The following is a 17,498-nucleotide window of genomic DNA, read 5'->3' as shown; positions in this document are numbered from 1 at the left end:
GCAGCCCCCAAAAAAAGATAAACAATGGAAGCACTCATTATAATTGATATGCAGAAGGGTTCCTTTACTCCTGAAACTCCCCGCTATGCGGCGGATCAGGTGGTGGCCCGAATTAATTCGCTCAGTAAGCGATTCAACGCATTGGCCTGGCCGGTGATTTTTATTCAGCATGATGGCAGCCGGGAAGGTGGTTTTTTTCCGGAAACGGAGGCATGGGAGATTTTGGATAGTCTTGATCGGAAGGCTTCGGATCTGCTGGTAAGTAAGCAGGCAAATGATATGTTTTATAAAACCGATCTGCATGAAATATTGGACAGAAAGGGGATAAAGACCATTTATGTGACCGGCTGTGCGACGGATTATTGTGTGGAGGCTTCGGTGCAATCGGCTTTGGTGAAGGATTACCAGGTGGTTGTGGTGGCTGACGGGCATACGACGGCGGACAGAACGCATATTTCGGCCAGGCAGGCCATTGATCATTATAACGAAATATGGGCGGATTTAAGCCCGACAGAAGGACGCGTGCGTGTGGTGCCTTCAGCGGAAATACTGGAAAAGCTGGGGGTGGATTTAGTTGAGTAATAAATTTTTATATTATGAATATTGATTTTCAAAAAGGGGACGGTTTGGTGCCCGTGATTATTCAGGATTTTGCGACTGCAAAGGTGTTGATGCTGGGCTATATGAATGAGGCTGCTTTTGCCCAAACTAAGGAGGAAGGCAAGGTGACTTTTTTCAGCCGGTCCAAGAACAGGTTATGGACGAAGGGGGAAGAGAGCGGTAATTTTTTAATGGTAAAGGACATTCGGTTGGATTGTGACCGGGATACTTTACTGATAAAGGTGGATCCGGTAGGGCCGGTATGCCATACGGGTGCGGATACTTGTTGGGATGAAAAGAATGACAGCAGCCTGGCCTTTATTGATCATTTGAGAAAGACGATTCACGATCGAATTGCCGAGGATGATCCGAATTCTTATACGAATAAGTTGGTGAAAAGAGGGATCAATAAGGTGGCGCAGAAGGTAGGAGAGGAAGCCGTGGAAGTGGTGATTGAAGCTAAGGATGACAATGCGGAATTGTTCCTGAATGAGTCTGCGGATTTGTTGTATCACTATTTAGTGCTGTTGGAGGCCAAGGGGCATTCTTTGGAAGAGGTGGCGGATGTACTGCGAGAACGCCATAAATAAGGATAAGCAAATCATTTTTTAGTAAATGAAAAAAGCACGATCGGAAAGGGATCGTGCTTTTTGCGTTTATGGGTAATTGATATTGCGATAAAATGCGGATTAACCACTTTCTGCAACGAGACAGATCGGCGGAAATTTTATTAATTCCACTTAGCCAATCTCCTCTTTTGCTGGAAAAGCACTTTGTTAATGCCAGCGTTACATTAGCTACCTATCAAGAGAAGGCTTCTCTTTGGCATTATATATAAGGGCTGGAATTTCATTTTGGAGAGGGTAATGAATCTAAAGTCTTAATGACATTTCACTTTTTTATTGATTCAGGCAGTAAGTTATATCATGCAGGGGATTCTATTTAACAGCTCTGTTTTCATTTTTTCTTGATAGAAAACGTAAAGCCAATTCTAAATTTTTATTACCTTGTAACTCAGTGGTTTAGCAACAAAAAAACTTGTATCATTTTTTGATACAGAAATTGATACAGCTATCACTTTCCTCTATGGAAAGTACATTTATACCTGATCTATTTGGTTATTTTTGCATTATTTCGCAAGTGACATACATTTTCGGATAGGATTTAAATAGGTATTTATATAATTATCTAAATCTTTAAGTTCAAACATTTTTTGAGCCTCGCTTTTCTCCCCCTTGACTTTCCATTTCCTATTGCCGATAATCGCTTAAATTATTGTACATAATTAAGGTGATTATATGACATTATCGAAGCAAAAACCCCTCAACATCCTATCGAATTTGATAGAAGAAAGGTTTGGTCTGGAGGCCAGACCCACTGATGAAAAACTCAGTGAACTAGGACTTACCAGAAAGCGATTTACCCGTATTTTAAACAACAGTGGCAAGCCGATCACAATTGAAGAAGCTAAAAGCCTAAGTAACTGGCTAAAAGTCGAAATAGGCCAATTTGTGAGCTAAACGGCATAAAAAAAGCTAACACATTGCTGCGCTAGCTCTTAAAAGTTTAGAGAACCAGTATTGAAGGTCGAAGAGCAATACTGGCAAAGTACAATTTCTTGTACGACTCAAACCAAAGGAAATAAAGCGCAACATGATTGGTTAAAAATCATTGTCCCCACCAAGGATAAAGCACTGAATACTTCTGATTGATTTGATGAATTAAATATAATTAATCAAAGATTGAAAGTCAGCTCAGTGATGGGATTTTTTTACCAATTCTAAATCAATCACTTATTTTATTTCAATTAATACATGTAATATTCATGTAATTTAATATGAAGAACTTTCTTTCTGCTGATACCATACAGCAAATCAAGTCAGCGATGGTCACCTATGAGGTGATCAATGAATTTGTACCGGTCAAAAAATCCGGACAATATTATGAAGCCTGTTGTCCGTTTCACGAAGAGAAAACGCCCTCCTTTAAAATCCACCGGGCTAAGAATTATTATAATTGCTATGGATGCGGAAAAAGTGGAGACGCCATTTCATTTTTGATGAATCATCAGAAAATGAGCTATTTGGAGGCACTCCAATACCTGGGGCAAAAATATGGCATTGCATTACAATATGAAGCCTTATCGGCTGAGCAAGCTAAGGCCATTGAAACCGCTCGTCATCAAAAGAACGAACTACAGTCCACCTTGATATCTGCCATGGAATCCTTCATTCTCAATGAAATTCCGGAAGCTTTCCTCAATCGGGCTTATGATGATCGAGCATTGGAATGGGCGAAGATTGGATTTGCGTCCAGCCTATCGGAATTGAAAGACCTAACCAAAACGCAATTATTACAAGCGGATCTGATTAACAAGTCGGGACGGTTCAATTTTACTAATCGGGTCATGTTTCCCATTCTGGATATACAGGGCCAACCCATTGCTTTTTCAGGTAGAAAAGTGGAAGGTACTGGTCCCAAATATCGCCATTCTTTCGCCAAGATTTGGGACAAACAAAAAGCGCTTTATGGCATTCATATCGCCAATCGATTTGTGGGAAAAGGAAAAGTGAACTACGAGGGCATTAAACAGGAGAAAAGAGATTTACTCTACCTTTGCGAAGGCGCTACGGATGTTTTAAGGCTTTGGTCTAAAGGCATATTTAACGTTTGTGCATTACTCGGAAAAGACCTGCACGATGGTCAAATTAAATTGATTAAGAGGCTCACGCAAAACATCTGCTTCATCGCAGATAATGACGGAGAAGAAGGCATTAAAGCCGTAGACAAAATTGCGAAAAAAGCTGTGGCTCAGGGATTAAATGTTTCAATTTTAATTCCTGAAAAGGGTGATCCGGATGATTACTTCCAAACGCTAGATACAGAAGAAAAGATTACGGATTTTCTAGATTCTGCCCAGGCCTATATTGAAGATTACTTGCTGTTACCCACTCTATTGGAGGCGAAGGTTCAGGGTCCGATATATGAAGCGGAGAAAGTCAAAGAAATGGGAGAGCTCATTCTCTCTATTCCGGATACGATCAAACGAGCGGCCTATTATGATTTGATTGCGAAAAAATGGCGGCTGTTCAAAACGCAGATCAAACTGCCGAAACAACAGGATTTACTCTCCAAAGACAATGACCTTTCGGAAAGTTCATTGGAACAATGGGAAACTGAGGGTTACTATGTGGAAGATGGCTTTATGATGAGTCCTACCCCACAGGGACCCAAACGAGTGGCCAACTTTACTTTCCATATCCAATACTATCTGGAACAGCAAGGGGAATCCAATCGATTACTCATTCATTTCAAAAGGTATGATGGCAAAAAATCGACCATGTTGGCTTCTGCTATTGATACCGCTAACCTAAACGCATTCAAGAAATTAATTTCCAATAGTCTGGGTTTGATTTGGTATGGATCCAATGCCACTGAGACCATTTTTCAATCTGCCAAAGACATGGCAATGAGAAAAAGTGAAACCGCTTATCAGTTAGAAACCATTGGTCGAAATGTGAGGCGTGATTTTTGGGTATGGGGAAATGGCATTAGCAAGGACCAAAAATTTTATCCTGTGGATGAAAACGGAGTGGTACAACTCCCAGGAGAAGATGGGCCTGAAAACTATTATTTCCCATGGAAAGTACAGCAAATTGGCTATGTAGAGGACAATAATCTCAGCGGCTACAGTGCCGCTCTGGTGCATCAATATCACCAAAACTGTGATTTATCCATAAAAGAATTCCTCCAATATATGACAGACATCCACCAGGAAAAAGCAGAGGTTTTGATCCTCTACTATCTGACCTCTCTGTTTTGGAATGAGATCTTTGAGCACGATGAATATTTCCCGCTACTTTTTCTTTATGGTGAAAAGGGAGCGGGAAAAACCAATGCTGCCCGCACTATTCTTTACCTCTTCGGTGGGCTACTGCACCGTGATGGGATTAACTTAACTGCCGGAGGTACTACGGTAGGAATCCGAAGGTCAATGAATATGACTTCCAATATCCCTTTTTATCTTTCTGAATTCAATAACCATCTGGATCAGAAGAAAATAGAATTCTTAAAGGGACTGGCCGACGGCTCCGGGGATGTTCGGGGAAAACTCAGCAATGACAACCAAACGAATAAGAGCATGCCGAAAGGTAGCGTGATTATTACCGGCAACGCCTATCCGCTTTGTGATGATGCATTATATTCCCGCTGTATCCTTCTATGCTACTCATTGAAAGATGCTCCCAACTGGGATCGGGATAAGTTTGAGGACTTTAAGGAAATACTCCAGACCAAAAAATTGACCTTCCTCACCAATCAATTTTTATCATTTAGTGCCCATGTCAATGAAAGATATCGAAAAACCAGAAAAACGATTTCAAGAGAGGTTTATAAGCGGGCAAAAGAAAGGGGAATTGAGCTCATTGATCGGGATTCGAATAATATCTCTCCTTTGATTGCTATTTTCTTTTTGGTAGCGGAAAAGTATCCGGTATTGGCGGAATATATCGATCCGAATACATTAGTTGACAACTTCCTGGATTTGATTTCTCGACAGAAAGACCTGGCCAATGTTCATGACATTACCATCGATTTCTTCCTAACCATCAGAAATAGTACTGACCTACACCAAGGCGTGCATTATGATTTTTACACAAAGGATGATAAGGAGCTGCACATTTACTTCAAGCTAAGGGAAATTCATAAAGACGTATATTTAAACGAATGCCGAAATAGAGGAATCCAGCCGGAGAAAGAAGTGACCATTCGGGAAGCTTTAAAATCACACGAAAGCTTTATTGAATTTAAGGATAAAAATCTGCTCTACACTGAAACGGGCAGCCGATCCTCCGGATTTGTCTTTGACTACCTCAAATTATACCAAGAACATGACATCCGCTTCAGAGACCAATTTGAGAAAATCAATCACTTTTTAAAAGAAGAGCTCATACACGCGTAAGCAAAATTTGCTGTTTCCTCACTGGGTCGAACTTTCAAGCTCATTAGCCCTAATTTCATATAATAATACAATAAAAATAATATTTATATAATTATTTAATGAGGAGATAGTGAGGAAACAGCCCCCATTTTTGAGGAAACAGCAAGTGAAAATGAGGAAAGACCACTAAGGTTTCCTCAACCAAAATTGGATTCAATTGATCAAACCCAAGCATATGGTGATTACACAATTCGACCAACACATCATTGAATGCGGAAATTTCTTTGTGCTACTCTCCGGCATAGCCGAAAAGGAATTGGCGCTTATCAAAGCCATGGAATACGCCATTGACATTTCCCCTAAGTGCTATGAACTGAACAACTTCATCATGGTACGCTCCTCCAGCCTACTGGAAGAGGATGGCGAAATCGTGATTTACAGTGAGTCTCAGGATTTTGAAACCTTTAATATACTGGCAAAAATTCTCCAATACAAGCATTTAAACATCCAATATAAAATCCAAATCTTAAGTGAATAATATGAAAATCATTGCATTAGCGAATCAAAAAGGCGGCGTTGGGAAATCGACCATCGCCTGTATGTACGCCGCAGCACTCTACTATCGGAAAGGGCTCAAAGTGGCCGTCATTGATGCCGACCCTCAGCGTTCATTTGAAGTAATGAAGATGAATACAAAAAGGAAGCATTTTGATATCATTTTCCTCGACACCACCGGCCATAGGAATGCATTAAAGGAAAAAGTGATAACACTTTCCGCTCAATATGATATCACCATCATTGATGTGCCCGGCCGATTGGAAGGTGGAGACGTATCAATTATCCTGACTATGGCGGATCATATAATTGTCCCCACTTCCACCGCATCCCTGGAACTTTACACCACCATACAATTCATCCAGCAACTGAAAGCGGTAAAGGAAAGCCGGGCCTCCTATGGTTTGGAAACTGAAATTGGGGTGATTCTCAATAAAAGAGACCGAAGCAAAGACTTTGGCGCTGCTATAGAATTTTTCAAAAAGCACCAAATTCCGGTTTATGGACAGGGCCTACGTCAGCTGAAGCGCTATCAACTCACCCAAGCTGACAAAATAATTGCAGGCGCGGAAATAGACGACGAATTCAACATCCTATATGAACATCTTAATAAAATTATTTTAGAACCTGAAAACATACCTGCGCTATGAGTAAAATCCTCAATATGATGCGTGATATGGATTTTGATAAAATCCAGCACATCGACCAATTACCCAAGAAACCTTTTATCATCACCGAGCTAATGGAGCTGAAGCAATTCATCCAACCACTCACTCCGGAAGAAAAGTTTAACCTTTTTGAAAGCATCAAAACTGACGGTATTCGGGACCCGCTCATCCTCTGGAAGCGGGAGGAAGACCATGTCATTATTGACGGCCACAACCGATATGAGGCCATTCAAAAGCTGGGCATCAAGGATTATCCCTGGATAGAAAAAGACTTCCAATCTCTGGAAGAAGCCAAAGACTGGATGATTTTGAACCAGTTCAGCCGCCGGAATTTGAATGCCAAACAGCTAAAGTATTATCGGGGATTGTTGTATAATCGGATGAAGAAAGAAAAAGGGGGAGATTATACCTCAGTCAGCTATGGGAAAAATTTTCCCTTAGCTCAGCGTACCTCAGAGCAAATAGCAAAGGAGCAAGGTGTCACTGAAAAAACGATCCGAAATGATGGATTGTATCAAGCAGGATTGGATCAAATGGAATTAAAAGAACCCGGAATAAAAGAAGCGGTACTCAGTGGGAAAAAGAAAATTTCAGATGCTAAAATCCGAAAATGGGCTTTTGGAGTTCCGGAGGAAAACCAAAAAGAAAAAAGTAAGCATGCCTTTTTGAAGAAAGTGGAAAAGGCGATCCAGACATTGGAGCAGGCCAAGAAGGAAGGCATCCTGAATTCCGAGCAAAAGGATAAAATTAACTTCCTGTTTGCTTAAGATTCAACAAACCTATGCTACTTGTTAAGGAGTAGCATAGGCCTGAATTTAATTCCCCTCTCCCTCAAGCCGAAATTTCTCCCCATCCCACTTAACCTCAACAAAGACATCCGGATTGTCCTCAATATAGGCGATTATGGTGGTGCCGTGCTGAGGGAGTTTTAAGCGATATTCAACATAATTACCATCGATTTTTTGACTAAGCGCATTATTAACTTCCATATATGGAAAAACTGGTTCTAGTTGCCATGCTTGCCGCTCCTTATTGAAAGAGAAAAAGCCATTTAGAAAAGGGAATTCAAAATCACCAGTGTTAATTTGCTCTATGGCGATTATATCCTGTTTTCTTTTTCTATCTTTAAACAGAACACACTGGCCTTGCTCCCCAAATTCAAGGTAGCCATTTTTTGCATCCAATGTTTTAATCAATTTATCACGATCCGTTTCGCTTTCCAAAACAGGAAAGTCCTTGTAAATCTGCTCTTGTGTTAATAAAGAAAAATAATCTTTAACAGTCAGATTTTCCCTTTTTGCAATTTGCTTCTGCCAGTCAAAGGATGGCGCTAATTGGCGGTGATTTAATACTCCTAATGGTTTAAAACCATCTTCCGTGAGTTCATACTCCCGCCAGAAATATTCTTCGTTATATACATGCGTCGAATCAAGTAGTAAAAAAAGAGCGGCATCACTGTCTTCAAAAGATCCGCCTACATATTCCCACTCTATATCCTGTTTTGAAAAATATAGTGTATTCTTAATTGGAGAAAAGGTCAAAATACCAGACTTATCACTTTTACCGTAATAGTCACTAAACCAAGAGGGATAATTATTTTTGAAGTTAAATTCAGTAAAAATATCGTTAGTTATGTCTAAAAATTCATTATTTCTATAATCATAAAACAACGACAATTGTTGTTCTATTCCCGTAAATGTAGAAATATTTGAACTAACCCCAACAATTGTCTGATTGTACAACCGAAATATTTTTATTTGAATCAGTTCAGAAAAAACCAATAGATCATTTTTAGGGAAATATCCAAAAGGGCAATTAATAGATCGCCTACCAGCTGGCCCAAAACTTCCTGAACAATTATAATAAGGATTCACTGGACTAAAATAGCTTGGCTCTTGATCTTTCCTGAAATCACCCTCTAATTCATTATTATCTAATAGTTTCCAAAACTCTAAAATAGTTTCACGTGATATTTGAGTATATGCTGTATCTGGCAAACTAAGAGTCACTTCCCTTAGACTAATTTCATGTTCCTGGGCAAATAAATTAATATTTAAACATAAAATGGCAAAAAGTAAGCTAGTTCTTTTCATATAATATAATGTATTTAGCAAAAAATACTCCTTGGTGTTTTTTGCTCTTATTAAACATTTCCCATTTCATTAATTGATTCTTTCCCCTCGACTCATTTTCCTCTAAGTTTTGAGCAGCAGTGGCAGTAAAATCCCGTTTTGTAAGGTCGGAATCCGATGAACTTTTGGGAACATTTCTATAATTATATTGACTTCTCCTTTTCTTGCCACCCTTATCCTTAAATAAATCACCAGAGTTACCATAAATATAATCCTCACAATGACTACCATATGGATCATCCACAATCAAACCTTCTGATGTTATTGACTGGACCGAAACAATATGGCCATCAGTATTTAAACCCTTATGCCTAATACTTAAAACAACTGAACCTCCAGAATTTAATGTTTTCTTAATAGCCATTTTTTCTTTAGCAGTAAAAGGCGATGTCTCAAGGTCAATTTTTTTCGTATCAAAAGCCCCTTCATTCTCAAAATTCAAATCATTAATTTCTTCCGGAACCGAATCATTATAATTATTACTTGCTAATAATAATATTCTATTAGAAACAGAGTTGTCTCGCAAATAAAGATAAAAATCAATCAAGTCTTCCATCTGACCATGATCTTTAAAAATCTTGGCCAAATCATTTTCTTTCCCGACTAGCCCTTCTTCCCCGCCTCTAAGTTTTCTATATTTCGTATTCACCGCAGCGGTCGTTATCGCTTTAAAATACGCCTCTGCCTTCGTTTCCCACAAGTTATCCAAATTTGGATTCTCAACCCCTTCCACCATTTTAGCCTCTATGGCCGTTATCACATCGGAGCGGCTATTACCTAATTTCTCCAAAGTCATGGCCATAGTGGTCACATTACAGGTAGCTTCCGGGATTGATAGGTTATCACTTTGCGTTCTGTATTGTGGAACACCCAGTCGGGAATTCCAATCAATATTACTATGCTGAGAGCCTCCCACAATGCGCTGCGGTTCTTCAGCAGCACTCTCCGTAGCAGCCGTCTGCTCCTGAGCGGGCGCATTAAGTCCACCTTCCAACCAGGCTTCCAACTGTTGCGGATCATTTTCCCTTGAAGGGGGAGTGGTTTCGTTTTGGCCTGCTTCAACTACTACATTACTTTCCTCCGAAACCGTACTCACTTCCTCGGCCGGCTTAAATTCAGTGATTTCAATAAACCCTCTTACTATTCCGGTAAGTTCATGCGGTACAGAAGTACCCTTGGCAATATCATCTGCTTCAGAAAAAGAAGGATTTCTATCTAAATTAGCGATCACCGGATATATTGGCGGATCCTTCGCTATATTCTCACTGAATTGTTCTATCTGATACAGCATCCCCTGTACAAAAGAGATTTTATCCTCTCCCGTTTTGGATTTAGCGGTTTCCAGCTGATCTTCCAGATACTTTTTCAGATCTTCCATCGTGTCCCTGCGGGTTATCGCTGCGCCTGTAGCCAAATTTGCAGAAGCATCCTTTATCCAACCCAATGACTCTTCACCATCAACATATTTAATCTGAGCATAATCCCCCTCTGTCGAAGTAAAGGACTGCAAAATCTGATAATCACAATTATCTTCTAACTTCTCAGTACCCTCTTTTTCACCCGGAGCGGACAATAGATCAACATCATTGTATAAAACTTTATAACTAGCTGAATCTGACGAAGTGTCTGATTTCACTGCATTAGACTTTGATGTCCACCATACCTGAGCGCTATCACTAACGCTTTCAACTTTGATATATTTTCCATTCTCTGAAGTTTCGATCACCTTCACCGCAGACCATTGTGGAATTTTAGTCCCTGTTGAAGCAAAATTATTTTCCTCAGACCTAATAATGGCATTTTTATCAAAAATATAATAGGTGTCCGTAGAAGATTCTGATACGGTGTCTGATTCTTCGGAAGAAATAGCCTCCGTTTCAGCGGTCAACTCATTATACCATGCGCCAATCTGGCCATTTGATTCTGAGTTTAACAATTCTGAATCAATGGGCACATAATTGGCAGCTTGTTCCTGCTGATTATTTCTTTGGCTCTGATAACGATTATTATCAGGCCCAACTTGTCGCTCCTGGCTTCTGGTCCTCATTTTTCAATAATTTGGTTTAAATATATCATTTTTATACTTAAATATGTGACCTAAAAGCGAATTGAGATAAATTTAGAATTTTCTACATACGATAAATGATTGCGGAAGAAATAAAAGTATTGATTAACCACCTCAATGAGTGGTTTGGTTCAAATGAGGAGGAAAGCTCCAATACCCTCCTGTTAGGGATGCCTAAAGAGGTAATCCTTGATATTTTTAACAAATCGCAATTTAAAAACACCCTGCCATTTGAAGTAAACCCCATTGAGTATTTTGTCCTGATTAGTGCTGCGGCTCCCTTTTTAATCCCAAATACTTTTGATACGCTCATCAGGCTGAAGCAAAAAAATGGCGCCTATTCCAGTATGCTTGGAGGAATTAATAAAGCAGAAAGTGCCATATTTTACCCCACCATCGATAGTATCCTTTTTTTGCTGATCGGTGCTTCCCTAAAAGAACGTTTGGATCTTCTGCCACTCTTCAAACCCACCAACCCTTTATTCCGCCACAACCTTCTCCAGCTCGCTCCGCTCAATCCCATGGAGTCTCCCACCAGCCGGCAAATATATCCCACCGCGGAGCTAATGGCCCTGCTACAGGGAGAGGAATTCGAGCCGGAATATTCCACCAACTTTCCGGCATCAAGAATCCAAACCAAAATGAATTGGGAAGACCTGGTGCTGCCGCATGATACGCTGGAAAACCTGGAGGAGTTGAATATGTGGATGGAGCACGGGAAAAAACTAAATGCGCATCCTGAATTATTGAAAAAGGTGAAGCCGGGCTATAGAGTGCTTTTTTATGGCCCTTCCGGTACCGGAAAAACCCTGACGGCTTCCCTGATCGGCAAGACTTTTAACCTGCCGGTTTATCGAGTGGATCTAAGCATGGTGGTTTCAAAATGGGTGGGTGAAACGGAGAAAAACCTGAAGCAACTCTTTGACATCGCTGAAAACAAAAACTGGATCCTATTTTTTGATGAGGCGGATTCTATCTTTGGTAAACGCACCCAGACCAACAGCTCTAACGATAAATACGCCAATCAGGAAGTATCTTACCTTTTGCAGCGCATAGAAGATTTTCCAGGACTGGTGATTCTGGCTTCCAACCTGAAAAGCAATATCGACACGGCTTTCAACCGACGATTCCAGGCCACCATTCACTTCCCGATGCCGGATGAAGACATGCGCTATATGCTTTGGGAGAAGGCCTTTCCGGAAGAATTCAGACTTCATGAAGAAATTGACATCCGGGATATTGCCCGCAATTATGAACTGGCCGGAGGTGCGATTACGAATATCATTCGGTATTGTGTTTTGAAATCCCTGAGTAATCAGGACCATATGGTGAAAGAACATGACCTCCGCTATGCTATTGTAAGGGAATTTAAGAAGAGTGGGAAAATGGTGAAATGAGGCAGCCCACAAGAGCAAAAGAGTGCTTACTTTTTCCACTTTTAGAATCTGCACGAATACATACTTAATGGGCTTTCGAGAGCTATGGGAAAAATTTTCCCTTAGCGCTATGGGTGGTCAAACGGTTAAAAAATCACAAGCTATCAGGCAATGGACGTTCGTACCAAAAGACGATCTCCTGTCCCTTTCAATTCCCCCATACTCCTGCAATAGACAATTTCGGCGCTTTTTCTTCCGAAAATAGTATTGTAATTTCACGCCTGGAACAATTGATTAAAAACAAGGTATGAACAAGGCGAATAAATACTCCTTTGGTATTACTACGGCATCTTTACGGTTGCCTGAATTTACCATGGTAATGGAGTATTTGGAGGATGAAGGAGACCGCTCCGAACTGATTTACAGATTGGGAGCAGGAAAAGAAAGCACCGGTAAAAAATTATTCAACGAGCTAAAAAGAAGAGCATTAACCCTGAGCGAAGCACAGAGAAAATCATATATCCATCTTGATCTCAGCGGGCAACGCCAATTGGCTTATCTGGCTGTTTGCAGATGCTACCCCTTTATGGCCGACTTTGTAATGGAGGTATTACGGGAGAAGGTCCTATTCCATGATATGGATATCAGGGAAAGTGATTATCAAAAATTCCTAACGCAAAAAACGGAATTATATCCCGAAATGGAACGGCTATCTCCGGTGACCTTAAAATCCGCAAGGGCAACCATTTTCAGGATTTTAGAGGAAGCCGGAATAATAAAAAGTACAAGAGAAAAAACCCTTTTATTTCAAATTTTGCCGGAAGAAATAATAAATTTACTTCTTCAGGACAATCCGGAACACCTTGGATTATTTTTTTGGGGAGATCAGGAAATTTTAGAAAGAAAGCAAAATGTATAATACATCGGAGCAGTTTCAGCATTTATTCAGGGTAGCATCCTCTGAGCAGTTCCTTAAAATGAATGCTCTGGGCGGGGAAATTCCATTTTTTATCGCTCCTTATGACCCCAAAATGCAGGTTGAGGTGGAAAAGGCCATCAAGGGACTGATCAATAAACTGGCGTCCAACAATATTGAGGTGCTGGAGATCAATTTATATGCACTTTCCTGCGAGATCATCGAAGGAGGAATGGGCATGGAGAAAATGATAAAAGCAGAGACGCGCCGAAACAAGGACAAATTTTTAAGGGCACTGCAATCTTCCCTCAATATTCAGGAAGTGTTGATGCCGGCTATTGATAAAAAAATAAAGGAATCAAATGCGAAGATTTACTTTATTACCGGTATCGGTGCGGTATTCCCCTTTATCCGGTCCCATACGGTGCTGAATAATTTACAGAACATTGCCAAAAATGCGCCCACGGTAATGTTCTTTCCGGGGAATTACAGTGGAACCTCACTGGAACTGTTTGGCCTGCTAAAAGATGATAACTATTACCGGGCATTTAACCTGGATCGCTATCAGCTGTAACAGGCAGAAGTAAAAGATTGATTGTTGATAAGAAATTTTTAGACTAATGGAATTAAAGACATTTTTTGCAAAGGATGTTGGCAGAAATATTGAGACGGTCATCAAGGCTGACGACCGTACCCATATTGCAGATGAAGTTTCTGAATATGTCATCACCAGGGAAATTGCCAAAAAAATCGGGGACCTGTTTCAGGCTTATAAGCAAGCCAGTGGCACCAACGGGGTTTGGATTTCGGGTTTCTTTGGCTCGGGTAAGTCCCACTTACTGAAAATCCTTTCCTATGTACTGGAAAACAAGGAATTTAATGGGACCCGTTGCGGAGAGGTATTTGCCGAAAAGATTGAAAATGACGCCCTGCTAAAGGGAGACATTCAGGCGGCCATCAATATTTCCTCAGAGTCCATTCTGTTCAACATTGATCAGCAATCACAGATTACCTCAAAGGCCAATCCGAACGCCATTCTTTCCGTCTTTTACAAAGTCTTTTTCGACCATTTAGGCTACTATGGTTATCAGCAACATGTAGCAGAATTTGAGTCCTGGCTGGACAAAGAAGGGCATTATGCAGCCTTTAAAACGCATTTCCAAAGTCAACTGGGGAAAAGCTGGGAGATGGCCCGAAGAGACTACCACGATCCGGATGTTGAGGACGCCATTGCGGAGGCAGTGGCCATTTGTAAAGGTGGCGATGCGGAACGCTATCTGAATATCCTCGATAAGCTGGAAGATAACGAGAAGCAATCGATAGAAAACTTCTGCGAAAGAGTGGATGAATACATCCAAAGGCAGGGCGGAAATTTCCGGCTGAATTTCTTTGTGGATGAGGTAGGTCAGTATATTGGCGACAACACCAAACTGATGCTGAACCTGCAGACCATTGCCGAAACACTGGCCACCCGCACCAAAGGGCGCTCTTGGATTTTCGTGACCTCTCAGGAGGATATGGAGAAAGTGGTAGGTGATATGAACAAGCAGCAGCAGAATGACTTCTCCCGCATTCAGGCCCGCTTCTCGGTAAAAGTACCGCTGACTTCTGCCAATATTGATGAAGTAATTGAAAAGCGTTTGCTTTCCAAAAACGATTTGGGGCAATCGCAGCTGACCGGATTCTGGCATGCTGAAAATGCCAATATGCGCACCTTACTGGCTTTCCGGGATTCCATTCAGTTAAAGTCTTATCAGGGAGAGGAAGACTTTATCTCCAAATACCCTTTTGCCTCTTACCAGTTTGATTTGTTCCAGCAATGCCGGATCAGTCTTTCCACTCACAATGCTTTTCAGGGGAAACACGCTTCTGTAGGAGAGCGTTCTATGCTGGGCGTATTCCAGCAGATCATTTTGCAAACACCCCATGAGCGCCTGAGTCAGCTGGTGAGTTTTGACCTTATGTATGAAGGCATTCGCAATGAGCTCAGAAGTGAAATTCAGCGACCTGTTTTACTCGCAGAGGGCAATATTGAAGATCCCCTGGCCATTCGCGTGCTAAAGGCGCTCTTTTTGGTGAAATATTTCCGCAATTTTAAAGCCACACTGGAAAATGTAGCGGTGCTGTTGCTGAATGATATCAAAGCCGATTTTCAGGCACATCAGGAGCAGATCGAGCATGCCCTGAACCTGCTGGAAAGCCAAAGTTTTGTGCAAAGAAGTGGAGAGGTGTACGAGTTCCTGACCGACGACGAAAAGGAAATTGAGAACGACATCAAAAACACCGATATTGAGGAACAGGCCGTGCCGAATATGATGCGCGACATCTTCTTTGATGAAGTCCTGCGGCTGAAAAAAATTCAATATGCGGAGAACAAGCAGGAATTTGAGTTTACCCCTAAGATTAATGGGCAACTGTTTGGGAAAGACCGGGAATTAAAGATTGAGCTGATCAGTCCGGATCATTTCAATTATGAAAATATTGATCTTCTGGCCTCGGAGACCATGAGCCAACGCATGCTGCGATTGGTATTACCGGCAGACAAAACTTTTTATAAAGACCTGAAGCTTTATCTGGCAACGGACAAATACATAAGGCAAAACAATTCGGCCAATAATCGTCCGGAAAGAACCCGCATTTTGCAGGAAAAAGGCCAGCTGAACGGCGAAAGACGTAAACGCCTCAGTACGCAGGCCTCCGGCTTGCTGACAGCATCCACCATTTTTATGAATGGAGGCAGCCTGAATACCAGCGGTGGTAATGAAGCCCGCAGCTTCTTGCAAAGAGCGGCCCAGGAACTGATCACCTATGTCTATCCCAACCTGAAGATGATAGGCACACAGATTTATACCGAGGACCTGATCCGACAGGAACTGAAAAGTAGCGATGGGGATCTTTTCCATCAATCCCTGCGGGAGGAAGAACAGGAAGTTTTCAATCTGATTAACCGCCGCAAGCAAAATGCCAACCGCACCAGCCTGTCAGATTTAAAAGAGTGCTTTGAACGGGCTCCTTATGGCTGGCCGGCCAATGCCATTTGGCTGATCACCATGCGCCTGGTGAAGAAATCCAAGCTGGAAGTAAGGCAGGACAGCAATCTGTTAGAAAGCCAAAAATTGGCAGAAGCCCTGCTGAACAGCCGCCTGCATGGCAATGTTTTACTGGAGCCACAGGAAGCTATTGATCCGAAGGCCATCAAAAACCTGAAAACCATTTATCAGGAAGCTTTTGATGAGCCCGTTAATGCCAATGATGGTAAGGAAGTGGCCAGGGATTTCCAGAAAAAATTAGGGGAAATGCTCAGCAAAATGAAGGAATTGGCGCAGGAGCAAAAGAAATACCCTTTCCTCCATGCCATGGAGGCACCGGTGCAGCAATTCCAAAGATGGGAGCATAAGGAATACCGCTTCTTCCTGAATGAGCAGGCCCAATTTGAAGATGCCCTGCTGGACTTTAAAGAAGACCTTTGGGAACCGGTATTGAAGTTCTGGAACGGAGAGCAAAAGAGTATTTTTGATAAAATATACACGCTATTACATACCGATGCGCAGAACCTGAGCTATCTGGAAGAGGAATATCTGAAGCCCCTAAATGCAGTACTGGAACATGCCAGCCCCTATAAGGGCAGTGTGATGCAACAGGCCAAGGGCCAATATGATATTGCGCTCAAAACTTTACAAGACGTATTGCAAAACCATCGGGAAGAAGCCATTATGGCGGTGGACCTGGTGATGAAAGAATTACAGGCAGAAGAAGACTTTACCCGCTTAAGCCCGGCACAACAGCAGGAAATTATCGCGCCTTTTACCACCAAAATGCAACGCCTGGCCATTGAGCGTTTTATCGCAAACCTGAAGAACAGCAAACAGGAGCTGGAACAACTGGAAGAAAAACAGTGGAACCGCATGGCGGAAATGCTGACCCCGGCACCGGTGGCAGATCCTCAACCGGCTGTTCCGGACACTGGCGGAACGGCAGTGGCAAAACCAGTGGTGAGCCCACCCAAACCGGCGCCTAAGAAATACATCAAAAAGGACAATATCCGCGTGAACAGTACCCTGAAGAAGCTGGAGAATCCCCGCGATGTAGAGGCTTATCTGGATAGCCTGCGCAAGGCTTATCTCAAAGAGCTGGAGCAGGACAGGATCATTATGGTGTAGGCAGCAATCCATTAAAAAAACATTCACCAAAAAGGGGCAATAGCAATAGCGCCCCTTTTTTTCTCTGATACGGCTTGGGGCCGATTT

Annotated in this window: 13 protein-coding genes; 11 read left to right on the top strand and 2 right to left on the bottom strand. The window is 41.7% G+C overall.

The annotated features are described in order from the left end of the window. The first annotated feature begins 24 nt into the window (after positions 1-24). The 7 genes from NG22_RS06885 (at position 25) to NG22_RS06855 (ending at position 7,529) form a co-directional block, all read left to right on the top strand. Positions 25-582 carry a cysteine hydrolase family protein gene (locus tag NG22_RS06885; RefSeq protein WP_053405055.1) on the top strand — a complete coding sequence of 186 codons (558 nt, stop codon included), beginning with the start codon at positions 25-27 and terminating at the stop codon, positions 580-582. A gap of 14 nt (positions 583-596) precedes the next feature. Next, on the top strand, positions 597-1,190 hold the full coding sequence (gene hisIE / locus NG22_RS06880) for a bifunctional phosphoribosyl-AMP cyclohydrolase/phosphoribosyl-ATP diphosphatase HisIE (protein WP_053405054.1): 594 nt from the start codon (positions 597-599) through the stop codon (positions 1,188-1,190). 708 nt (positions 1,191-1,898) lie between these two features. Further along, positions 1,899-2,120: a hypothetical protein gene (locus tag NG22_RS06875; protein WP_053405053.1), complete on the top strand. Its 222-nt coding sequence runs from the start codon at positions 1,899-1,901 to the stop codon at positions 2,118-2,120. 317 nt (positions 2,121-2,437) lie between these two features. After that, entirely contained in the window at positions 2,438-5,560 is a 3,123-nt protein-coding gene (locus NG22_RS06870; RefSeq protein WP_053405052.1) for a DNA primase, read from the top strand. 196 nt (positions 5,561-5,756) lie between these two features. Next, positions 5,757-6,077: a hypothetical protein gene (locus NG22_RS06865; protein ID WP_157600829.1), complete on the top strand. Its 321-nt coding sequence runs from the start codon at positions 5,757-5,759 to the stop codon at positions 6,075-6,077. Between the two features lies 1 nt (position 6,078). Then, positions 6,079-6,744: a ParA family protein gene (locus NG22_RS06860; protein WP_082305129.1), complete on the top strand. Its 666-nt coding sequence runs from the start codon at positions 6,079-6,081 to the stop codon at positions 6,742-6,744. Beyond that, complete coding sequence (locus NG22_RS06855; RefSeq protein ID WP_053405050.1) at positions 6,741-7,529, top strand: ParB N-terminal domain-containing protein; 789 nt, start codon at positions 6,741-6,743, stop codon at positions 7,527-7,529. Before NG22_RS06860 ends, NG22_RS06855 begins: the two co-directional genes overlap by 4 nt. A 48-nt stretch (positions 7,530-7,577) precedes the next feature. Here the strand turns inward: NG22_RS06855 and NG22_RS06850 are convergent, their stop codons facing one another. Both NG22_RS06850 and NG22_RS06845 read right to left on the bottom strand, forming a co-directional pair. Beyond that, positions 7,578-8,855, bottom strand: a complete 1,278-nt coding sequence (locus NG22_RS06850; protein WP_053405049.1) for a hypothetical protein — start codon at positions 8,853-8,855, stop codon at positions 7,578-7,580. Then, the gene (locus tag NG22_RS06845) at positions 8,842-10,941 is read right to left on the bottom strand and encodes a hypothetical protein (RefSeq protein WP_053405048.1); all 2,100 of its coding nucleotides are present in this window, start codon (positions 10,939-10,941) and stop codon (positions 8,842-8,844) included. The genes NG22_RS06850 and NG22_RS06845 overlap by 14 nt, the downstream gene beginning before the upstream one ends. Before the next feature lie 95 nt (positions 10,942-11,036). Between NG22_RS06845 and NG22_RS06840 the strand changes: the two genes are divergently transcribed. The 4 genes from NG22_RS06840 (at position 11,037) to brxC (ending at position 17,411) form a co-directional block, all read left to right on the top strand. Then, on the top strand, positions 11,037-12,356 hold the full coding sequence (locus tag NG22_RS06840) for an ATP-binding protein (protein ID WP_053405047.1): 1,320 nt from the start codon (positions 11,037-11,039) through the stop codon (positions 12,354-12,356). Positions 12,357-12,642: 286 nt separating this feature from the next. Then, on the top strand, positions 12,643-13,254 hold the full coding sequence (locus tag NG22_RS06835) for a DUF1819 family protein (protein ID WP_053405046.1): 612 nt from the start codon (positions 12,643-12,645) through the stop codon (positions 13,252-13,254). After that, the gene (locus NG22_RS06830; protein WP_053405045.1) at positions 13,247-13,825 is read left to right on the top strand and encodes a DUF1788 domain-containing protein; all 579 of its coding nucleotides are present in this window, start codon (positions 13,247-13,249) and stop codon (positions 13,823-13,825) included. Before NG22_RS06835 ends, NG22_RS06830 begins: the two co-directional genes overlap by 8 nt. Before the next feature lie 46 nt (positions 13,826-13,871). Then, positions 13,872-17,411 (top strand): BREX system P-loop protein BrxC, encoded by a 3,540-nt coding sequence (gene brxC / locus NG22_RS06825; protein ID WP_053405044.1) that lies wholly within the window; start codon positions 13,872-13,874, stop codon positions 17,409-17,411. Positions 17,412-17,498: the final 87 nt, after the last annotated feature.

Origin of the sequence: Persicobacter sp. CCB-QB2 (genome assembly GCF_001274635.1) — a bacterium.
Classification (GTDB): domain Bacteria; phylum Bacteroidota; class Bacteroidia; order Cytophagales; family Cyclobacteriaceae; genus Persicobacter; species Persicobacter diffluens.
The sequence above is the reverse complement of the archived record's forward strand: the minus strand, read 5'-3'. Positions and strand labels throughout refer to the sequence as shown.